This is a genomic window from Streptomyces sp. NPDC048751, assembly GCF_043198595.1.
Lineage (GTDB): Bacteria > Actinomycetota > Actinomycetes > Streptomycetales > Streptomycetaceae > Streptomyces.
The window spans coordinates 1-17,558 of the sequence record NZ_JBICUX010000010.1 but is presented as its reverse complement, the minus strand read 5'-3'; the positions used below and the strand labels follow the sequence as shown (position 1 = coordinate 17,558).

The window sequence follows — 17,558 nt, the reverse complement described above, 5'->3', positions numbered from 1 at the left end:
GAAATGCCGTGCGCGATGCGCGAAATCCCCCGTGCGGGGGAACGAAGGCAGGGCCGATCGGTCACTGGCACGCTAGGCAGCCCACGACAGGCATGCGGACAGCACACGGCCCCGGGTCGCCGTTTCTCACTCGTACGGTCGACACCAGGGCCGGTGTTGATCACAGATTCAGTTGATCAGCTTCGTTGACCGAGGCTTCGGCGACACAGCCGGCGTCGGTCACAGCTTCGTCCACGCCTCCGTCAGCGTCGCGCGCAGGATCTGCTCGATCTCGTCGAACGTCTCCTGGTTGGAGATCAGCGGCGGCGCGAGCTGGACGACCGGGTCGCCGCGGTCGTCGGCACGGCAGTACAGGCCGTTGTCGAAGAGGGCCTTGGACAGGAAGCCGTAGAGGACGCGCTCGGTCTCCTCCGCGTCGAAGGACTCCTTCGTCGCCTTGTCCTTGACGAGCTCGATGCCGTAGAAGAAGCCGTTGCCGCGGACGTCGCCGACGATCGGCAGGTCGTGCAGCTTCTGGAGGGTGGAGAGGAACGCGGACTCGTTGTCGAGGACGTGCTGGTTCAGGCCCTCGCGCTCGAACAGGTCCAGGTTGGCGAGGCCCACCGCGGCGGAGACCGGGTGGCCGCCGAAGGTGTAGCCGTGCAGGAAGGTGTTGTCGCCCTTGTAGAACGGCTCGGCCAGCCGGTCGGAGATGACGCAGGCGCCTATGGGGGAGTAGCCCGAGGTCATGCCCTTGGCGCAGGTGATCATGTCCGGGACGTAGTCGAACTTGTCGCAGGCGAACATCGTGCCCAGGCGGCCGAAGGCGCAGATGACCTCGTCCGAGACGAGCAGGACGTCGTACTGGTCGCAGATCTCGCGCACCCGCTGGAAGTAGCCGGGCGGGGGCGGGAAGCAGCCGCCCGCGTTCTGCACGGGCTCCAGGAAGACCGCGGCGACGGTGTCCGGACCCTCGAAGAGGATCTGCTGCTCGATCTGGTCGGCGGCCCAGCGGCCGAAGGCCTCCGGGTCGTCGCCGAAGATCGGGGCGCGGTAGATGTTGGTGTTCGGGACCTTGTGCGCGCCCGGGACCAGCGGCTCGAACGGGGCCTTCAGGCCCGGCAGACCGGTGATGGACAGGGCGCCCTGCGGGGTGCCGTGGTAGGCGACCGCGCGGGATATGACCTTGTACTTGGTGGGCTTGCCGACCAGCTTGAAGTACTGCTTGGCGAGCTTCCAGGCGGTCTCGACCGCCTCGCCGCCGCCGGTGGTGAAGAAGACCTTGTTCAGGTCGCCGGGCGCGTAGTCGGCGAGTCGCTCCGCGAGCTCCACGGCCTTGGGGTGGGCGTAGGACCACACCGGGAAGAACGCCAGCTCCTGCGCCTGCTTGAACGCGGTCTCCGCGAGCTCCGTGCGGCCGTGCCCGGCCTGGACCACGAACAGACCCGCGAGACCGTCGAGGTAGCGCTTGCCCTTGTCGTCGTAGATGTGGGTGCCTTCGCCCCGGACGATGGTGGGGACGGGTGCGTTCTCGTACGAGGACATGCGGGTGAAGTGCATCCACAGGTGGTCGTACGCGGACTTGCTGAGGTCCTTTGTGCTCACGGTTATCGGGTTCCCCACATGTAGGTCTGCTTCTTGAGCTTGAGGTAGACGAAGCTCTCGGTGGAGCGCACGCCGGGCAGGGCCCGGATGCGTTTGTTGATGACGTCCAGCAGGTGGTCGTCGTCCTCGCAGACGATCTCGGCGAGGATGTCGAAGGAGCCCGCGGTCATCACCACGTACTCGACCTCCGCCATGTCGCTCAGCGCGTCCGCGATCGACTCCACGTCGCCCTCGACGTTGATGCCGACCATCGCCTGTCTGCGGAAGCCCACGGTGAGCGGGTCCGTGACGGCGACGATCTGCATCACGCCCTGGTCGAGCAGCTTCTGCACACGCTGGCGCACGGCCGCCTCGGAAAGGCCGACGGCCTTGCCGATCGCGGCGTACGGCCGGCGGCCGTCCTCCTGGAGCTGCTCGATGATGGCGAGGGAGACGGCGTCCAGGTGGGGGCTGCCGTTCTTCGACTCGCGCCCGGGGTCTCTCTGCTCTGCGCTTCGACTGGCCACGGCCTCACTGTGCACGAGGTCTCGTCGGTTCCGCAAGGTGTGACCGATGAAATTCGTTGTTACGAGCGTGCATCTCTGCGGATTCCGTAGCGGTGGCGCGATCAGGGGTGTTGAAAACGTCGAGGCACGGACTAGGCTGGTGTCTCAGTAACTGGACACATCCCCGACCTTGGAGGGCCGGCAGTGAGCACCGAGCTGCGTCGTCTTCGCAACTACATCGACGGTGAGTTCCGGGACGCCGCCGACGGACGGACCACCGACGTGGTCAACCCCGCGACGGGCGAGGCGTACGCGACCGCGCCGCTGTCCGGGCAGGCGGACGTCGACGCCGCGATGGCGGCCGCCGCAGCGGCCTTCCCCGGCTGGCGCGACACGACCCCGGCGGAGCGGCAGAAGGCGCTGCTGAAGATCGCGGACGCCTTCGAGGAGCGCGCCGAGGAACTCATCGCGGCGGAGGTGGAGAACACGGGCAAGCCGATCGGCCTGACCCGCTCCGAGGAGATCCCGCCCATGGTCGACCAGATCCGCTTCTTCGCGGGCGCGGCCCGGATGCTCGAGGGCCGCTCGGCCGGTGAGTACATGGACGGGATGACCTCGATCGTGCGCCGTGAGCCGGTCGGCGTCTGCGCGCAGGTCGCGCCGTGGAACTACCCGATGATGATGGCCGTGTGGAAGTTCGCCCCGGCGATCGCCGCGGGCAACACGGTCGTGCTGAAGCCGTCGGACACGACCCCCGCGTCCACCGTGCTGATCGCCGACATCGTCGGCTCGATCCTGCCCAAGGGCGTCTTCAACGTCATCACCGGCGACCGCGACACCGGCCGCCTGATGGTCGAGCACCCGACCCCGGCGATGGCGTCCATCACCGGTTCCGTGCGCGCGGGCATGTCCGTCGCAGAGTCGGCCTCACGCGACCTCAAGCGGGTCCACCTGGAGCTGGGCGGCAAGGCGCCGGTCGTCGTCTTCGACGACACCGACATCGCCAAGGCCGTCGAGGACATCTCCGTGGCGGGCTTCTTCAACGCCGGCCAGGACTGTACGGCGGCCACCCGCGTCCTCGTCCAGGAGGCCATCCACGACGAGTTCGTCGCGGCGCTGGCGAAGGCCGCGTCCGAGACGAAGACCGGGCAGCCGGACGACGAGGACGTGCTCTTCGGCCCGCTGAACAACCCCAACCAGCTCAAGCAGGTCTCCGGCTTCATCGAGCGGCTCCCCGCGCACGCCAAGGTCGAGGCGGGCGGCCACCAGGTCGGCGAGCGCGGCTACTTCTACGCGCCGACCGTCGTCTCCGGCCTCAAGCAGGACGACGAGATCATCCAGAAGGAGGTCTTCGGGCCGGTCATCACCGTCCAGTCCTTCTCCGACGAGGAGCAGGCGGTGGCCTGGGCGAACGGTGTCGAGTACGCGCTCGCTTCGTCGGTGTGGACCAAGGACCACGGGCGTGCGATGCGGATGTCCAAGAAGCTGGACTTCGGGTGCGTGTGGATCAACACGCATATTCCGCTGGTCGCGGAGATGCCGCACGGTGGGTTCAAGAAGTCGGGCTACGGCAAGGACCTCTCGGGGTACGGGTTCGACGACTACACGCGGATCAAGCATGTGATGACGTCCCTGGACGCGTAGTCGGCCGCGGACTCGATGTGGCTTGTCACGCAGTTCCCCGCGCCCCTCTGGGGCGCGGGGTTTCCCGTCGCTCCGTTCTGCGTGCGCTCGGTGGTGCCGTCGTGCTCGGTGGCACCGCCGGCTGCGGGGTGCCCGCGGCCTACGTGAAGCCGGGGGAGCGGGCCGCTGTCGATCACTCCGGTGACGAGAAGCGGCTCGACTGGGCCAACTGGCCTCTCTACATCGACACCGATGACGAGGACCCCGAGGCGCGGCCCACGCTGGAGGCCTTCGAGAGGCGCACCGGAATATCCGTCGACTATGTGGAGGAGATCAACGACAACGACGAGTTCTTCGGCAAGGTCAGCCCCGCGCTGATGAACCACCAGCCGACGGGCCACGACCTGATCGTCATGAGCGACTGGATGTGCGCGCGGTTCGTGCGGCTGGGCTGGGTGCAGGAGATGGACCGGGCACGGCAGCCGAACGTCACCGAGCACCTCGATCCGCTGCTGCGCTCGCCCGCCTTCGACCCCGGGCGGCGGTTCACGGTGCCGTGGCAGTCCGGGATCACCGGGATCGCCTACAACCGGCGGAAGTTGGGCCGGGAGATACGCCATGTCTCCGACCTGTGGGCGGCCGACCTGAAGGGCCGGGTCTCCCTCCTGTCCGGTCTGGACGAGGCGTTCGCGTTGCTGATGCAGGGCAACGGGGTCGACGTCACCCGGTGGACGGCCGACGACTTCCACGCCGTGTGCGACCAGGTGGCCGCGCAGGTGAGCAAGGGCCAGATCCGCCGCTTCACCGGCAACGACTACACCAAGGACCTGGTCAGCGGTGATGTGCTGGCCTGCCAGGCGTACTCGGGGGACGTGATCCAGCTCCAGGCGGACAACCCCGACATCCGCTTCGTCGTGCCCGAGGAGGGCGCGGAGCTGTGGTCGGACTCGCTGATGATCCCCGACCTGGCCCGCCACAAGGCCAACGCCGAACGGCTCGTCGACCACTACTACCAGCCCGAGGTCGCGGCCGAACTCGCCGCCTGGGTGAACTACGTCTGCCCCGTCCCGGCGGCCCGCGAGGTCCTCGCCGCCTCCGACGACGAGGACACGGCCGCGCTCGCCGACAACCCGCTGATCTTCCCGGACCCGACGATGCGGGAACGCCTCGCGATCGCACGGGACATCACGGGCGCGGAGCGGGTGGAGTTCGCGAAACGGTGGAACGCGATCGTGGGGTTGTGAACCCGCCGGCCGGAGATGTGACGAGGATGATCGTTGCTGCCGGGCGAGGCTCATGTGTATGCCGGCCTCTGTTCGGGCCGTTGCCATACGAGGGTCGCGTAGGAGCCCGCGACGGCCGGCGCCCCGCCTGCCCCTGAGCGACTCACACACGCCGATCCACCACGACACCGAAGGGCGCCGACCGGCTCGCCCCGCTGGGCCACCTCGACGCCGACGGCCCGCCACCGCGATGGGGCAAGCCTTTCGATTTGGATGTGGAAACCGATCGGTTTACCATGAGGTGAAACCGGCCGGTTTCCGTTCGAGGGGCGGTCGGGCCGATTCCCGGTTTGGCGACGGTGCCGCCCGGTCTTCCTTCGATGTGGCTGTGTCCAGGCCGGAGTAAGTCATGAATGGGATTCATCCCTTCCGCGTGCTGCGCGCGAAACCCCTGTGGATCGCCAGCGGCGTCATCACCGGCGCACTCGCGCTGCTGTTCGCCGTGCTGTACGTCGGCGCCAACATCGACCCGGCCGACCACATGAAGAAGCTGCCGGTCGGCCTGGTCAATGCCGACAAGGGAGCTGCCGTCGGCGGCAAGCAGGTCAACCTGGGGGCCCAGATCACCGACTCGATCGGAAAGTCCACCGCGGGAGGGGACAAGATCGACTGGAAGGTGATGGACGAGCGGGAGCTGAAGGAGGAGCTCGGCAAGGGCAAGCTGTACGGCGCGCTTGTCGTGCCCGCCGACTTCACGTCCTCGGTCACCGCCCTGACCGGCACCACGGCCGCGGAAACCCCGGTCCGGCCGACGCTGACCGTGCTGACGAACCAGTCCGCCGGCAGCGTGGGCTCCAGTCTGGCGCGGGTCGCCACGACGCAGGCGGCCGAGAGCGCCTCGCTCCACATCGGCAAGGAACTGACCGCACAGATCGGCGCCCAGCGGGCGAAGCTGCCCGCCGCGGCGCGCGTCCTGCTCGCCGACCCGGCCGCCGTCACGGTGAAGGACGGCCATCCGCTCGACTCGCACAGCGGTTTGGGCCTGACGGCGTTCTACTACGCCCTCGCCCTCGTGGTGTGCGGCATGCTCTCCGCCAACGTGATCAGCGGCCAGGTGGACCACGCCCTGGGCTACACCCACAACGACATGGGCCCCCTGCGCCTGCACCGCCCGCTGATCCGGGCGACCCGGGTGCAGACCCTCGCCATCAGCAGCACCCTCATGGCGGCCCTGTCCCTCCTGATGGGCACGCTGGTCATGGTGGGCGCGGTCGGCATCATGGGCATGGACGCCTCCCACCTGCCGCTGCTGTGGCTGTTCTCGGTGTGCGCCGTCGCGGTGTCCGGGACCGGCGCGCTCACCCTCCTCGCCGTATTCGGCACGCCCGGCATGCTGGTGGCCACGCTGGTCTTCATCGGGATGGCGGTGCCGACGGCCAACGCCACCACGCCGATCCAGGCGCTGCCCGGCTTCTACCGCTTCCTCGCGGAGTTCGAGCCGCTGCGGCAGATCGCCGGCGGTGTCCGCTCGATCCTCTACTACGACGCGCAGGGCGACGCGGGGCTGACCCGGGGCTGGGTGATGATGGCCGCCGGCCTCGTGGTGGCCGTGCTGTTCGGATTCGGCGTGCTGGGGTGGTACGACCGCAAGGGGCTGCACCGCATCCCGGTCGAGACGGAGCCCGAGAAGAACGCCACCTCGGTGTAGCGGAACTCCTCCCGCATCCCAGGGCGGGGCCGTTGAGCGGAGTGGCCCCGTGTGTCGCCCCCGTGGGGACGAGGGGCGTGCACACCGTCAGGGCTCGGCGACGGTCTTGCTTCCTCCGAGAGCGTCGCCGAGCCTCTGAGCCGTCTCAGGGCCCCGGACGGCGCCAAACTTGCGCGAGGACGAGTCGGAGAGGCCGTCCGGTGGCAGTCTGCTCGCTCGTCTACGGCGCTGTGAAGAGCATCGGGAAGCGCAGGCCCAGCCACGGTTTGCGGCCCCAGACGACGACCTTGGCGCGGGCCATGGCGGTCGGGGCGGTCCAGCGGCCCAGGGCGAGGAGGAGGAAGGCGACCGGGTCGATGGCTATCGTGCAGTCAGGCCGCCGGGGCGGGGCGTCGGTGACGGTGGGCACGCCGTCCGCGAAGGTGACGGAGAAGCGGTCGCGGCCGATCCGCAACAGGTAGCACGCATGGTGGTCGGCCGCGCCGGCGTTCACTACACGCGGCATGGCCAGTCGCATGAAGGGCAGCGTGAACGCGACCACTTCACGGTCGACCATGTGGGCCCCGCGCAGCGCGACCGCGATGTCGTATCCGTGCCCGAGCAGGTGCGTGAGCAGGTACGAGCCCAAGGTGGCCATGTTCATCGGCCCCATCGGCGTCAGCACCGCCTCCCGCGGACCGCGGCCGGCCGCGGCCGCGACGAAGGCCCGGGCACTGTCCGCGATCTCCGCGCCGAGGACTGCCGGATTCCGCTGCGGGAAGACAGCCAGAGCCGCCCGGTTGGCCGCCGCGAGGCCGCTCGGCGTCCCATTGCCGTAGGGGCGGTCCTCGCCCGCCCCGATGTCGGCCATCAGCTTCCCTGCCAGCGCGAGGTGCGCCGCCGCCTCTCCCACCGTCCACTCTGCGCCCCGCAGCGGCGTGTGCGGGTCGGCCCCTGCCCGCAGCAGCTCCGCGATCCGGTCGGCAGTGGCGACAATGGCGTCCTCGGGTGTCATGAACGCGATCGTGTCGGCGCTCGGACTTGCTGTCCAGTGCCCCGTCGGTCCCGTTCCCGCCTGTACCTGAAGGACCACTTACCGGGGGGTACGGCGTTCATGACCGGGTTCTGGCAGCGAAGGGGCCGTCTCGGTCAGGGGCCGTGGGGTGAAGTCGGCCGGTTCACCGACGTCGTCGGCGGCTGCTAGGGCCTGTTGCGAAAGTGGCGCCTGCCGCGCGACGCCCGGCACGCGCTCTCGCCGCACCGCCCGAAAGCCCGAGTACGCCCAGTACGAGGGCTTCCGGGCGGCACGCCGAGAGCACGCACCGGACGCCGCGCGGCCGCCCGGGGCGACGACGCCACTTTCGCAACAGGCCCTAAAGGGTGTTGCACAAGTGTGGCTGTTTGCATGGCTCAGCGGTTGTTGACCTGCTGTTTCACCCGGCGAGGGCGAGGTTGTGCAGGGTGGCGACGGCCTGGACGGCATGGTGGAGGCCGTCTCCTTTCTGACGGCAGTCGCGCAGGATCTTCCAGTGCTTCATCCGGGCGAAGGTGTGCTCGACGCGGGCTCGGACACGCCGGTGCTCGGCGTTGTCCTCCTCCTGCCCGCGCAGGAGGGGCCGTCCGGCGCGTCTGCGATGCGGAACGATGAGGCCCGTGCCCAGGTAGGCGCCGTCGGCGATCACGGTCGTGCCCGCAGCCGTCGCGGGCAGATCGGACTCGCGCCACACATGGGCGTCGGCCTTGTTCCCGGGCGCCGGACGCGCTGATGCGACGACCAGGCGGGTCTCGGCGTCGATGATGACCTGCACGTTCGCCGAGAACCGGTAGTCACGGGACGAGGCTGCGACCGTACGATCGCGGACCGGGATCAACGTGCCGTCCACGATCCACAACCGCTCCACCCCCGCGACCGGCCGCGGTGCCGGCTCCAGCGCGAGCAGCGGCCGCAGGCGCTTGATGCCCCGGCATACCGTGGCCGGGGAGATCCCGAAGAGCGGGGCGAGCTGCCGCATCGTGAGGTTCGTGCGGTAGTACACGGCCACCAGCAGCACCCGCTCGGCCAGCGGCAGACACCACGGCCGACCGCCACCGGGACCGTTCCCGCCCCGCTCCCGCACCACCCTCAGCAACTTCTCAAACCGGTCCATCCGCAGCCCTGTGAACGTCTCCACCCACAACGGCTCAGCCCTCAACACCCCACGCATACAAGGGAAATGCCCGGATCGCAGCCTTGTGCAACACCCTTTAGCGGGGTTCGGCGGCGATGATCTCGGCGACGGACTTGCCGCCGGCGCAGTCGAGCACCGATCTCAAGTGTGGCTCCAGGCCGCCTTCAGCGGCGTGTCCGCTCGCCGCGTCCCTGGTGGCGTCGCTGCGTGAAAGGCAGCACGATGGGTGCGGTTTCCTGGACGTTCGGCAAGCCGTCCTGGCTCAGGCATGCCCCTTGTGCCCGACGGCGCGCAGGAGGAAGGGCAGGAGGCGGTCGGCGGTCTCCGCCGCGGTTGCCGCGTCCACCTCGTCAGGCGGCAGCGGGGTGAGGAAGAACCTGCTGACCATGGGACCGAGGACCAGATCGCCGAGCAGGTCGGCGTCCTCTACCGGTGGGATCTCGCCTCGCTCCGCCGCGCGTTGCGTGATCTCCTCCATGCGCCGGCGCATGGGCAGCACGAACACGTTCGTGAGGGCCTCGGCCAGCGGGGTGTTGTGCCGGGCCTCGCCAATCAGGGTCTGCAACACCCCTCCTTCCCTCCCGGTCAGGGAAGCCGCTTTGTCCCGGAGCAGGGCGCGAAGGTCGCCTTCGAGCGTGCCGGTGTCGGTTTCCGTCGTGAGTTCATGGGCGTAGGCGGCGGCCGCGGCGACAACCATGACCTCCTTGGACGGCCAGCGGCGGTAGAGCGTGGCGGTGGACACTCCGGCGCGGGCCGCGACGGCGGCGGTGGTGAGTGCGCGGTAACCGCTCTCGGTCAGGACGGCCATGGTTGCCTCCAGCAGCGCGCGGTCGCGGGAGGCGTCGCGGGGGCGCCCCCGGCGTGCCTGGGCCCCGGTCATCGGGCGGCTCCCGCGGCGGAGCGCACTGGTTGGTCGGGCTGTCGTACGGAACGTTGAGTAACGGTGGGACAGGTCACACGATCAGTATACAAGCAAACGAAACGAAAGCATTTCGTTTCGTATATGCTTCTGGGTATGGCCACCAACGCACCCACCGGCCGCACCAAGCCCGTCGCCTGGTGCAAGCAGCAACTGCGGGCTCGGGACCAGATGACGGTCGCCGACCGTCGCAAAGATTGAAAGGAGAAGGGGAAGAGGTATCCGCAGGGGCACCGCCTTCCCGACCGTCATGAACAAGATCGACTACCGCACCCAGACCACCTTGATCACTGGGGCGAGTGCCGGACTCGGCGCCGAGTTCGCCCGCCAGTTCGCCGAGCGCGGCTCGAACCTCGTGCTGGTCGCCCGCCGCGCGGACCGGCTTCAGGCCCTGGCCGACGAGCTGTCCGCGAAGTACCGGATCACCGTCACGGTGGTGCCTTTCGACCTCACCGTGCCGGCCGCGGGCGAAGCACTGGCCAAGGAGGTGGCCCGGCGCGGGATCACCGTCACCAGCCTCGTCAACAACGCCGGCTTCGGCACCCACAGCGCGTTCCGCCTGGAGGACCCGGCACGGGTCCAGCAGGAGATCGGCCTGAACGTGGCCAGTCTGGTCGACGTCACCAGGGCCTTCATCGGCCAGCTGACCGGTGTCCTGGTCAACGTCGCGAGCTCTCTCGGGTACCAGCCGTGGCCGAACGCCGCCGTCTACGGGGCGACCAAGGCCTTCGTGCTGAGTTTCACCGAGGCGCTGTGGCAGGAATCGCGAGGAACCGGGCTGCGCGTGCTCGCCCTCTCTCCGGGCCCGACCCGCACCGAGTTCTTCGACACGGCCGGCTCCGACGACATGGCCCGCGGTGTCCGGCTGCAGACCCCGCGCCAGGTGGTCACCACCGCACTGCGCACGCTGGACCGGCGCAACCCTCCGCCCAGCGTCGTCTCCGGCACATTCAATTGGGTGATGACCCTGACCTCGCGCTTCACCACCCGCCGAGCCAATGTTCTGGCCTTCGGTGCGGTGACCCAGTGGCAGATGCGCTCGAGCCGGTCCGGCCACTGACACTCCCCGGACCACCGTCACATCGCATGGACGGTGCCCCCTGTACGACTTCCGGTCGGTGCCGTCGGAGACGAACGCACCCAGGCCGCTGGCGGTGAACCGCGGTACCAGACTTCCATCGGCGACGATCCTGCCGACCCGGCCCTGTTCACCAGCCCGGACGCGAGCTCGTAGGCAGCGATGCGCCGCCTGCGTGGCGACGCTCCTGCCTTCGCCGGACAATCGCTCACCCGTCGGCGGATCCTGCACCTGTTCGACCAGTTGGCGTCTCAGGCCGGTGTGCCCGACTTTCAGGGCTGTCGGTACCTGGTCGATCAGATCGACAGCTGATCCTGGCCTTCGGCGGCGCCAGTGCCCGCGCGGGAATCGGAGCCGACACGCCGGCGGGACTTATCGCTCCGACGGTTACCGCCCTGCTCGACGCGATGGTCGTGCGCTGAGGCATCACGAAGGCGGGAGGTCGGTGGGGGGCGGTCCGTCGCTCAGCCTTGCATGGGGAAACCGATCGGTTTACGGTAGTGGAACTGATCGGTTTCTCGTCGTGAAGGCGAGTCCGAATGCTGGGCTCACCGAGGAGGGGTGGATGACTACCGGGGATGACTCCGAGGGCCAGTCGGTCGGTCCGAGGCTTCCGGCGAAACTGGCTGCGCACCCGTCGGTGCAGGCCGTCCTCACTCGACGTGCGGCCGGTGCGGCGGCGCGCCCGCCGGCGGTGATCGACGCGGCCTGGCTGCGCGAGCTGTGCCTGGCGGCCGGCGCGGACGACGCGGCCGCGGTCAGCCTGGACCACCCCGACCTGGCCGGCGAGCGTGAACACGTACAGTCCGCACTGCCCGGCACTCGCACCCTGATCGCGATGGCGGTCCGGATGAACCGCGACAACTGCCGCTCCCCGGCGCGCAGTGTGGCAAACCAGGAGTTCCACCAGGCCGACGAACAGGCCAACCACGCCGCCCGCGGCGTCACCCAGGCGCTCCAGGACGCCGGTTACCGCGCCCTCAATCCCTCCGTCGGTTTCCCTCAGGAGATGGATCGCTTCCCCAGCGAGCGGATCTGGGTGGTGGCGCACAAGACGGTCGCGGTGGCCGCCGGGCTCGGTGTGATGGGCCTGCACCGCAACGTCATCCACCCGAAGTTCGGCAGCTTCGTCCTGCTGGTCACCGTGCTGGTGGACGCGGAGGTGAGCGCGTACGGGCAGGCGCTGGACTACAACCCCTGTATCGACTGCAAGTTGTGCGTCGCCGCCTGCCCGGTCGGCGCCATCGCCAAGGACGGCGCCTTCGACGCGCTGGCCTGCACCACGCACAACTACCGAGAGTTCATGAGCGGGTTCACCGACTGGGCGCAGACCCTCGCCGACAGCGAGGACGCCGCCGACTACCGGTCCCGGGTCAGCGATTCCGAGAGCGCCTCCATGTGGCAGAGCCTGAGCTCGCCCCCCGGCTACAAGTCCGGCTACTGCCTTGCCGTCTGCCCCGCCGGCGAGGACGTCCTCGGCCCCTACCTGGACGACCGCAAGACCTTCATGGACACCGTGCTGCGCCCGCTTCAGGACAAGAAGGAAACCCTGTACGTCCTCCCCGGCTCCCATGCGCAGGAATATGCCAGGCGCCGCTTCCCGCACAAGCCGGTCAAGGAAGTCACCGGCGGCTGGCAGCCTCCGGCACCCCGCCCGGCATCCTCCTGACCCCCCGCCCGCACGTGCCGGCCCCCGCGACCCCTGCATGATCCACAAGACACCCCCTAGGACCTGGCTCTGACCAGCCCCGTGTCGTACGCCGTGATCACGGCCTGGATGCGGTCGCGTGCTCCGATCTTGGCGAGGACCCGGCCGACGTGCTTCTTCACCGTGGACTCGGTGAGGACGAGCCGTTCGGCGATCTCCGTGTTGGTCCAGCCCCGGCCGATGGCGATCAGCACCTCGCGTTCGCGGTCGCTGAGGGTGTGCAGCCGCGGGTCCTCGGGGGCGGGGGGGTGGGCCGGTGCGAGGACCTGGTGGGCGTAGGCGTCCAGCAGGCGCCGGGTGAGGCGGGGGGCCACGACGGCGTCGCCGGTCGCGACCGCGTGGATGCCCGCGACGAGTTCCTCGGGGCGGGCGTCCTTCAGCAGGAAGCCGCTCGCGCCGGCCCGCAGGCCTTCGTAGGCGTACTCGTCGAGGTCGAAGGTGGTCACGATGAGCACGCGGGTACGGCCGCCGGTGGCGATGATGCGGCGGGTGGCCTCGATGCCGTCCATACCGGGCATACGGACGTCCATGAGGACGACGTCGGGGCGGAGTTCGGCGGTCATGCGGACGGCCTCGGCGCCGTGCTCGGCCTCGCCCACCGGGGTCAGGCCGGGGGTGCCCTCCAGGAGCATCCGGACGCCCATGCGTTGAAGGGGCTGGTCGTCGGCGATCAGCACGGTGGTCATGGCAGCTGTTCTCCCGGTACTCCTGGGGCCGACGGGGCGGGTGCGGAGGGCACGTCGAGCACGACGTCCACGAGCCATCCGTGGCCGGTGTCGCGCGGTCCGACGACGACGGTGCCGCCGTACATGGCGGCCCGCTGGCGGATGCCGACGAGACCGTGGCCGGGGCCGTCGCCGTGCGCCTCCGGCTTCGCCGGCGGCGGCGCACCCGGCGGTACGCCCGTGTCGGCGACCAGGATCCGCACCTCGCCCTCCTCGACGGCGATCGTGACCTCGGCGGACGCGCCGGTTCCCGCGTGCTTGAGCGTGTTGGTCAGCGACTCCTGGACGACGCGGTACACGGTGAGCTGCACGCCGCTGCTCAGCGAGTCGATCCCGCCCACGGTCCGGTAGGTCACCGTCAGTCCCGCCGCGCGGACCCGCGACAGCAGGGCGTCCAGGTCCCGGACGCCGGGCTGCGGGCTGAGCATCCGACCGTCGTCCTCGTCCTCGCGCAGGACGCCCAGGACGCGGCGCAGTTCGCTCATCGCCTGGCGGCCGGTGTCACCGAGGATGCGCAGGGCCTGGGTGGACTGCTCGCCCCGGTTGGCGGCGAGGGTCGCGGCGCCGTCGGCGACGCTGACCATGACGGAGAGGTTGTGGCCGACGATGTCGTGCATCTCGCGGGCGACCCGGGAGCGCTCGGCGGCGGTGGTCAGCCGGACCCGTTGGTCCTGCTCGACCTCCAGACGTCTGGCGCGGTCCTCCAGCGCCTCCAGGTACATGCGGCGGATGCGGAGCGTCAGACCGAGGGTGATGGCCGCCGTCGCCGTTCCGACCAGGAAGAACGCGGCGAGCAGCGGGTGTTCGGTCGGCACCAGGACGAAGACGGCCAGCACCGCCTCGGCCACGGACAGCGCGGCGGCCCAGCCCAGCACCCGCAGGGACCCCTTCCGGGCCAGGGTGTACAGGGCGATGAGCGCGCCGATGCCGGTCGGCAGCCAGACGCCGAGCGACCACTGGGCCAGGGACACCGCCGTGATCACGAAGTACGTGACGGCGGGGGCCCTGCGGCGCCACCACAGGGGAACAACGAGCGCGGCGGCGCAGACGAACAGGACCCCGGACGGCAGTTGGTCACGGACGTCGGTGTCCCCGAACGGGGAGTCGCCGTGGGGCCGTAGCAGGACCGGCAGGCTGAACAGGGCGACGGCCAGCACCACCGCGGTGTCGAGCAGCCACGGATGCCGGCGGTCCAGCCGCTTCAGGCGGCTCTGGTCGCGCAGCAGACGGCCCAGGAGTGGATGTGCCCACGCGGCGTCGAACCCGGCGGACGGCAGGGCCGCCGTCCCCCGGGCGGTGTCCGCGGGGGCCGCCGCACGGTGCGCAGTCATGGACACCATTGTCCTCGTGCCCAGGTCAGGCGTCGGTCTTGACGAGCCGGTAGGCCGCCCCGGCGAGGGCCAGGGCCACCCAGCCGGCGAACACCGCGAGCCCCGCCCCGGGTGAGAGGGCGTCGGAGGACTGGTGCAGGGCGTAGACCGCCGATCCCGCGTTGCTGGGGAAGTAGGGGTTGATGCTGTCGTACAGCGAGTCGGGCAGCAGCGAGGCCAGGCCGGGGAGGATGAGCAGGACGCCGACCAGGGCCGCGATGGCCCCGGCGGAGGAGCGCAGCAGTACGCCCAGCGCGACTCCGAACACGGCGACCAGACCGAGGTAGACGCCGGCGCCGGCCAGGCCGCGCAGGACGCCGTCGTCGCCCAGGCCGAGCGCGATCTTCTCGCCGTCCAGGCCGGGGACGCCCAGCAGGAAGGCGGCCAGCGCGCCCACGGTGGTGAGGACCAGGGCGATCGGCCCGATCACGGCGGCCTTCGACCACAGCACCGGCAGCCGGCGCGGGACCGCGGCGAGAGTGGAGCGGATCATGCCGGTGCTGTACTCACCCGCAGACAGCAGCACCCCGAGCACGCCGACGGCGAGCTGCGCGAAGGACACGCCCGTCAGGGCCAGACTGACCGCGTCGCTGTCTCCGGAGCTGCCCGGGCCGGGCGGTCCGCCGGTCGCGGCGGCGTCGGGACTGTAGGTGTAGGAGGCGATCGCCCCGAACAGCACCAGCAGGAACACGGCGACCCCGAGGGTGATCCAACTGGAGCGCAGCGACCAGAACTTGGCCCACTCCGAGCGCAGCACCCGGATGCCGGTGACCTTGTAGTTCGTCGTGCGGGCAGGAACGGGGGCGAGGCTGGTGACGGTCATCAGGCGGCCTTTCGTTCGGTGTCGGCCGGAGCGCTCTGGTACTCGACGACATCGCGGGTGAGGTCCATGAACGCCGCCTCCAGGGAGACGGACTGCGGGGTGAGTTCGTACAGCGCCACCCCGTGCTGGGCGGCGATCGCCCCGATCTCCCGGGCCTCACGTCCGGTGACCAGCAGTTCCTCGTCGGAGGAGGAGCTGATGGTGACGTCGGGGCCGGCCAGCAGCGAACGCAGTCTCGCGATGTCGGCGGAGGCGACCTTCACCCCGCCGCCGGAGGCCTCCCGGGTGAAGTCGGCGACGGTGGTGTCGGCGAGCAGCCGGCCCCGGCCGATGATCACCAGGTGGTCGGCGATCAGTGCCGTCTCGCTCATCAGGTGGGAGGAGAGCATCACGGCCCGGCCCTCGTCGGCCAGGCCGCGCAGCAGGTTGCGCACCCACAGCACGCCCTCGGGGTCGAGGCCGTTGACCGGCTCGTCGAGCATGACGATCGCCGGGTCGCCCAGCAGGGCCGAGGCGATGCCCAGGCGCTGGCCCATGCCGAGCGAGAAGGCGCCCACGCGCTTGCCGGCCACGCTCGTCAGTCCGGCCAGCTCGATCACCTCGTCCACCCGGCGGCGCGGAATGCCATGCGTGTGGGCGAGCGCCATCAGGTGGTTGAACGCGCTGCGCCCCGGGTGCACGGACTTGGCCTCCAGCAGGGTGCCGATCTCCTGCAGGGGCGCGGCGTGCCTGGCGTAGGAGCGACCGCCCACGACGACCGAGCCCTTGGTGGGGGAGTCCAGGCCGACGATCATGCGCATGGTCGTGGACTTGCCCGCTCCGTTGGGGCCGAGGAAGCCGGTCACCTCGCCGGGCTTGACGGTGAAGCTCAGGTTGTCGACGACCGTCTTGTCGCCGTACCGCTTGGTCAGCTCACGGGCTTCGATCATGGGAGGGGGCCTTTCCTGCCTCGAACTCGGCGGCGGACGTGCCGCGGTGTCTGTGTTCGAAGCTAGGAGCGCGGCAGGCCGCGACCCTGGGACCGCGGGGGAATCTTCGGCGGGCGAGTGGTACCGCGGTACCACTGGGGGTCGCGCGGTTGTCCTCCCCCGGTACCAGCGCCTCCCGCGCGCGGGTTCCTCGCGTTGCGGGTGAGACCGGGGTGCGCGTCCCGGGCCGTTCACGGCGGCTCCACAGGGGGCAGTCCTCCCACTGGAATCTTTTTTGAACACGTTCAATTCAAGGCGTAGGCTTCCCCCATGAGCGACAGAGCCGCCCTTCTCAAGGGCATCCGCGCATGGTTGGTCCTCTTCGTCGTCTGCCTGGTGCTCAGCGGTGCCACGGCCTTCCCCCTGGTGCACGAACTGCGCTGGACCGAGGACCTGCTGCGGACCCTGTCCGTGCCGGAGCACCTGCCCGCGCTGATGGACTGGATCGCGTACGTGCGGCGCGGGCTCGACGACACCGACGCGGCTTACCCGTTCGTCCTGTACGGCACGGACTGGCTGGCCTTCGCGCACCTCGTGATCGCGGTCGCGTTCTACGGGCCGTACCGCGACCCGGTCCGCAACATCTGGGTCGTCGAGTTCGCGATGATCGCCTGCGCCGGGATCATCCCCCTGGCGCTGGTCTGTGGGCCGGTGCGCGGGATTCCGTTCTGGTGGAGCGTGATCGACATGTCGTTCGGGGTGTTCGGGGCGGTGCCGCTGTACATCGTGCGGCGGAAGATCAAGCGGCTGGAGGCGCTCACCCCGAACACCGCGCCGGTGCTCGCTACCGGACATCATTAGCGGTGCTCCGGCCTTCAGGCCGGGGGTGAAGCGAATCTTGTGGCTGCGACGCGGAGCGTCGCGGTCTCGTTTCCGGCGGAGCCGGACCCCGCTTCGTGACGGTGACGGATCGTCCACATGTTCCCGGTGACGACGCGGGTTCGGCTTGCCTAGTGTGATCGTCATGCAGCTCCGGTACGCCTTCAGGGTGTACCCCGACGCCGCTCAGCAGGCCGCGCTGGCCAGGGCGTTGGGTGCGCACGCGTCGTGTTCAACGACGCCGTGCGTGCCCGCGAGGACGCCCGTAAGGCCGGGCAGCCGTTCCCGACGGCCGGGCAGCTGTCCACATGCCTGATCACGGAAGCGAAACGGACGCCGGAGCGGGCCTGGCTGGGTGAGGTGTCCGCCGTCGTCCTC

General features: G+C 69.9%; 15 protein-coding genes and 1 pseudogene. 7 read left to right on the top strand and 9 right to left on the bottom strand.

The annotated features are described in order from the left end of the window. Nucleotides 1–219: 219 nt before the first annotated feature. Nucleotides 220–1,584: an aspartate aminotransferase family protein gene (locus ACGFNV_RS29655; protein ID WP_393626461.1), complete on the bottom strand. Its 1,365-nt coding sequence runs from the start codon at nucleotides 1,582–1,584 to the stop codon at nucleotides 220–222. 2 nt (nucleotides 1,585–1,586) lie between these two features. Then, the gene (locus ACGFNV_RS29650; protein ID WP_393626459.1) at nucleotides 1,587–2,105 is read right to left on the bottom strand and encodes an Lrp/AsnC family transcriptional regulator; all 519 of its coding nucleotides are present in this window, start codon (nucleotides 2,103–2,105) and stop codon (nucleotides 1,587–1,589) included. 168 nt (nucleotides 2,106–2,273) lie between these two features. On the opposite strand from ACGFNV_RS29650, the gene ACGFNV_RS29645 reads away from it, so the two are divergent. The 3 genes from ACGFNV_RS29645 to ACGFNV_RS29635 all read left to right on the top strand — a co-directional run bounded on the left by ACGFNV_RS29645 (nucleotide 2,274) and on the right by ACGFNV_RS29635 (nucleotide 6,623). Then, on the top strand, nucleotides 2,274–3,713 hold the full coding sequence (locus ACGFNV_RS29645; protein ID WP_393626457.1) for a gamma-aminobutyraldehyde dehydrogenase: 1,440 nt from the start codon (nucleotides 2,274–2,276) through the stop codon (nucleotides 3,711–3,713). A gap of 101 nt (nucleotides 3,714–3,814) precedes the next feature. Beyond that, entirely contained in the window at nucleotides 3,815–4,936 is a 1,122-nt protein-coding gene (locus ACGFNV_RS29640) for a spermidine/putrescine ABC transporter substrate-binding protein (protein WP_393626455.1), read from the top strand. A gap of 388 nt (nucleotides 4,937–5,324) precedes the next feature. Then, nucleotides 5,325–6,623, top strand: coding sequence for an SNG1 family protein (locus tag ACGFNV_RS29635; protein WP_393626453.1), 1,299 nt, complete (start codon nucleotides 5,325–5,327; stop codon nucleotides 6,621–6,623). A 220-nt stretch (nucleotides 6,624–6,843) separates the two neighbouring features. Here the strand turns inward: ACGFNV_RS29635 and ACGFNV_RS29630 are convergent, their stop codons facing one another. From ACGFNV_RS29630 to ACGFNV_RS29620, 3 genes are all read right to left on the bottom strand, one after another. After that, nucleotides 6,844–7,617: a maleylpyruvate isomerase family mycothiol-dependent enzyme gene (locus tag ACGFNV_RS29630; RefSeq protein WP_393626452.1), complete on the bottom strand. Its 774-nt coding sequence runs from the start codon at nucleotides 7,615–7,617 to the stop codon at nucleotides 6,844–6,846. A gap of 418 nt (nucleotides 7,618–8,035) precedes the next feature. Continuing rightward, a complete protein-coding gene (locus tag ACGFNV_RS29625; protein WP_393626450.1) occupies nucleotides 8,036–8,806 on the bottom strand; it encodes a transposase in 771 nt (256 codons plus the stop codon). Nucleotides 8,807–9,032: 226 nt separating this feature from the next. Further along, on the bottom strand, nucleotides 9,033–9,650 hold the full coding sequence (locus tag ACGFNV_RS29620; RefSeq protein WP_393626448.1) for a TetR/AcrR family transcriptional regulator: 618 nt from the start codon (nucleotides 9,648–9,650) through the stop codon (nucleotides 9,033–9,035). A 289-nt stretch (nucleotides 9,651–9,939) separates the two neighbouring features. Here ACGFNV_RS29620 and ACGFNV_RS29615 point away from each other — a divergent pair, with 289 nt between their 5' ends. After that, the gene (locus tag ACGFNV_RS29615) at nucleotides 9,940–10,749 is read left to right on the top strand and encodes an SDR family NAD(P)-dependent oxidoreductase (protein ID WP_393626446.1); all 810 of its coding nucleotides are present in this window, start codon (nucleotides 9,940–9,942) and stop codon (nucleotides 10,747–10,749) included. 583 nt (nucleotides 10,750–11,332) lie between these two features. Beyond that, the gene (locus ACGFNV_RS29610) at nucleotides 11,333–12,436 is read left to right on the top strand and encodes a 4Fe-4S binding protein (protein ID WP_393626444.1); all 1,104 of its coding nucleotides are present in this window, start codon (nucleotides 11,333–11,335) and stop codon (nucleotides 12,434–12,436) included. A gap of 56 nt (nucleotides 12,437–12,492) precedes the next feature. Here ACGFNV_RS29610 and ACGFNV_RS29605 read toward each other — a convergent pair whose 3' ends face one another. From ACGFNV_RS29605 to ACGFNV_RS29590, 4 genes are read right to left on the bottom strand one after another with little or no spacing between them, the layout of a single operon-like run. Then, on the bottom strand, nucleotides 12,493–13,161 hold the full coding sequence (locus ACGFNV_RS29605; RefSeq protein WP_393626442.1) for a response regulator: 669 nt from the start codon (nucleotides 13,159–13,161) through the stop codon (nucleotides 12,493–12,495). After that, entirely contained in the window at nucleotides 13,158–14,531 is a 1,374-nt protein-coding gene (locus ACGFNV_RS29600; RefSeq protein WP_393626440.1) for a sensor histidine kinase, read from the bottom strand. Before ACGFNV_RS29600 ends, ACGFNV_RS29605 begins: the two co-directional genes overlap by 4 nt. Nucleotides 14,532–14,556: 25 nt before the next feature. Then, a complete protein-coding gene (locus tag ACGFNV_RS29595) occupies nucleotides 14,557–15,393 on the bottom strand; it encodes an ABC transporter permease (RefSeq protein ID WP_393626438.1) in 837 nt (278 codons plus the stop codon). Continuing rightward, the gene (locus tag ACGFNV_RS29590; RefSeq protein ID WP_393626436.1) at nucleotides 15,393–16,322 is read right to left on the bottom strand and encodes an ABC transporter ATP-binding protein; all 930 of its coding nucleotides are present in this window, start codon (nucleotides 16,320–16,322) and stop codon (nucleotides 15,393–15,395) included. Before ACGFNV_RS29590 ends, ACGFNV_RS29595 begins: the two co-directional genes overlap by 1 nt. 309 nt (nucleotides 16,323–16,631) lie before the next feature. On the opposite strand from ACGFNV_RS29590, the gene ACGFNV_RS29585 reads away from it, so the two are divergent. Together ACGFNV_RS29585 and ACGFNV_RS29580 are read left to right on the top strand one after the other, a co-directional pair. Continuing rightward, a complete protein-coding gene (locus ACGFNV_RS29585) occupies nucleotides 16,632–17,162 on the top strand; it encodes a hypothetical protein (protein ID WP_393626434.1) in 531 nt (176 codons plus the stop codon). 163 nt (nucleotides 17,163–17,325) lie between these two features. Further along, nucleotides 17,326–17,558: pseudogene (locus tag ACGFNV_RS29580) on the top strand (helix-turn-helix domain-containing protein); the annotation flags it as partial.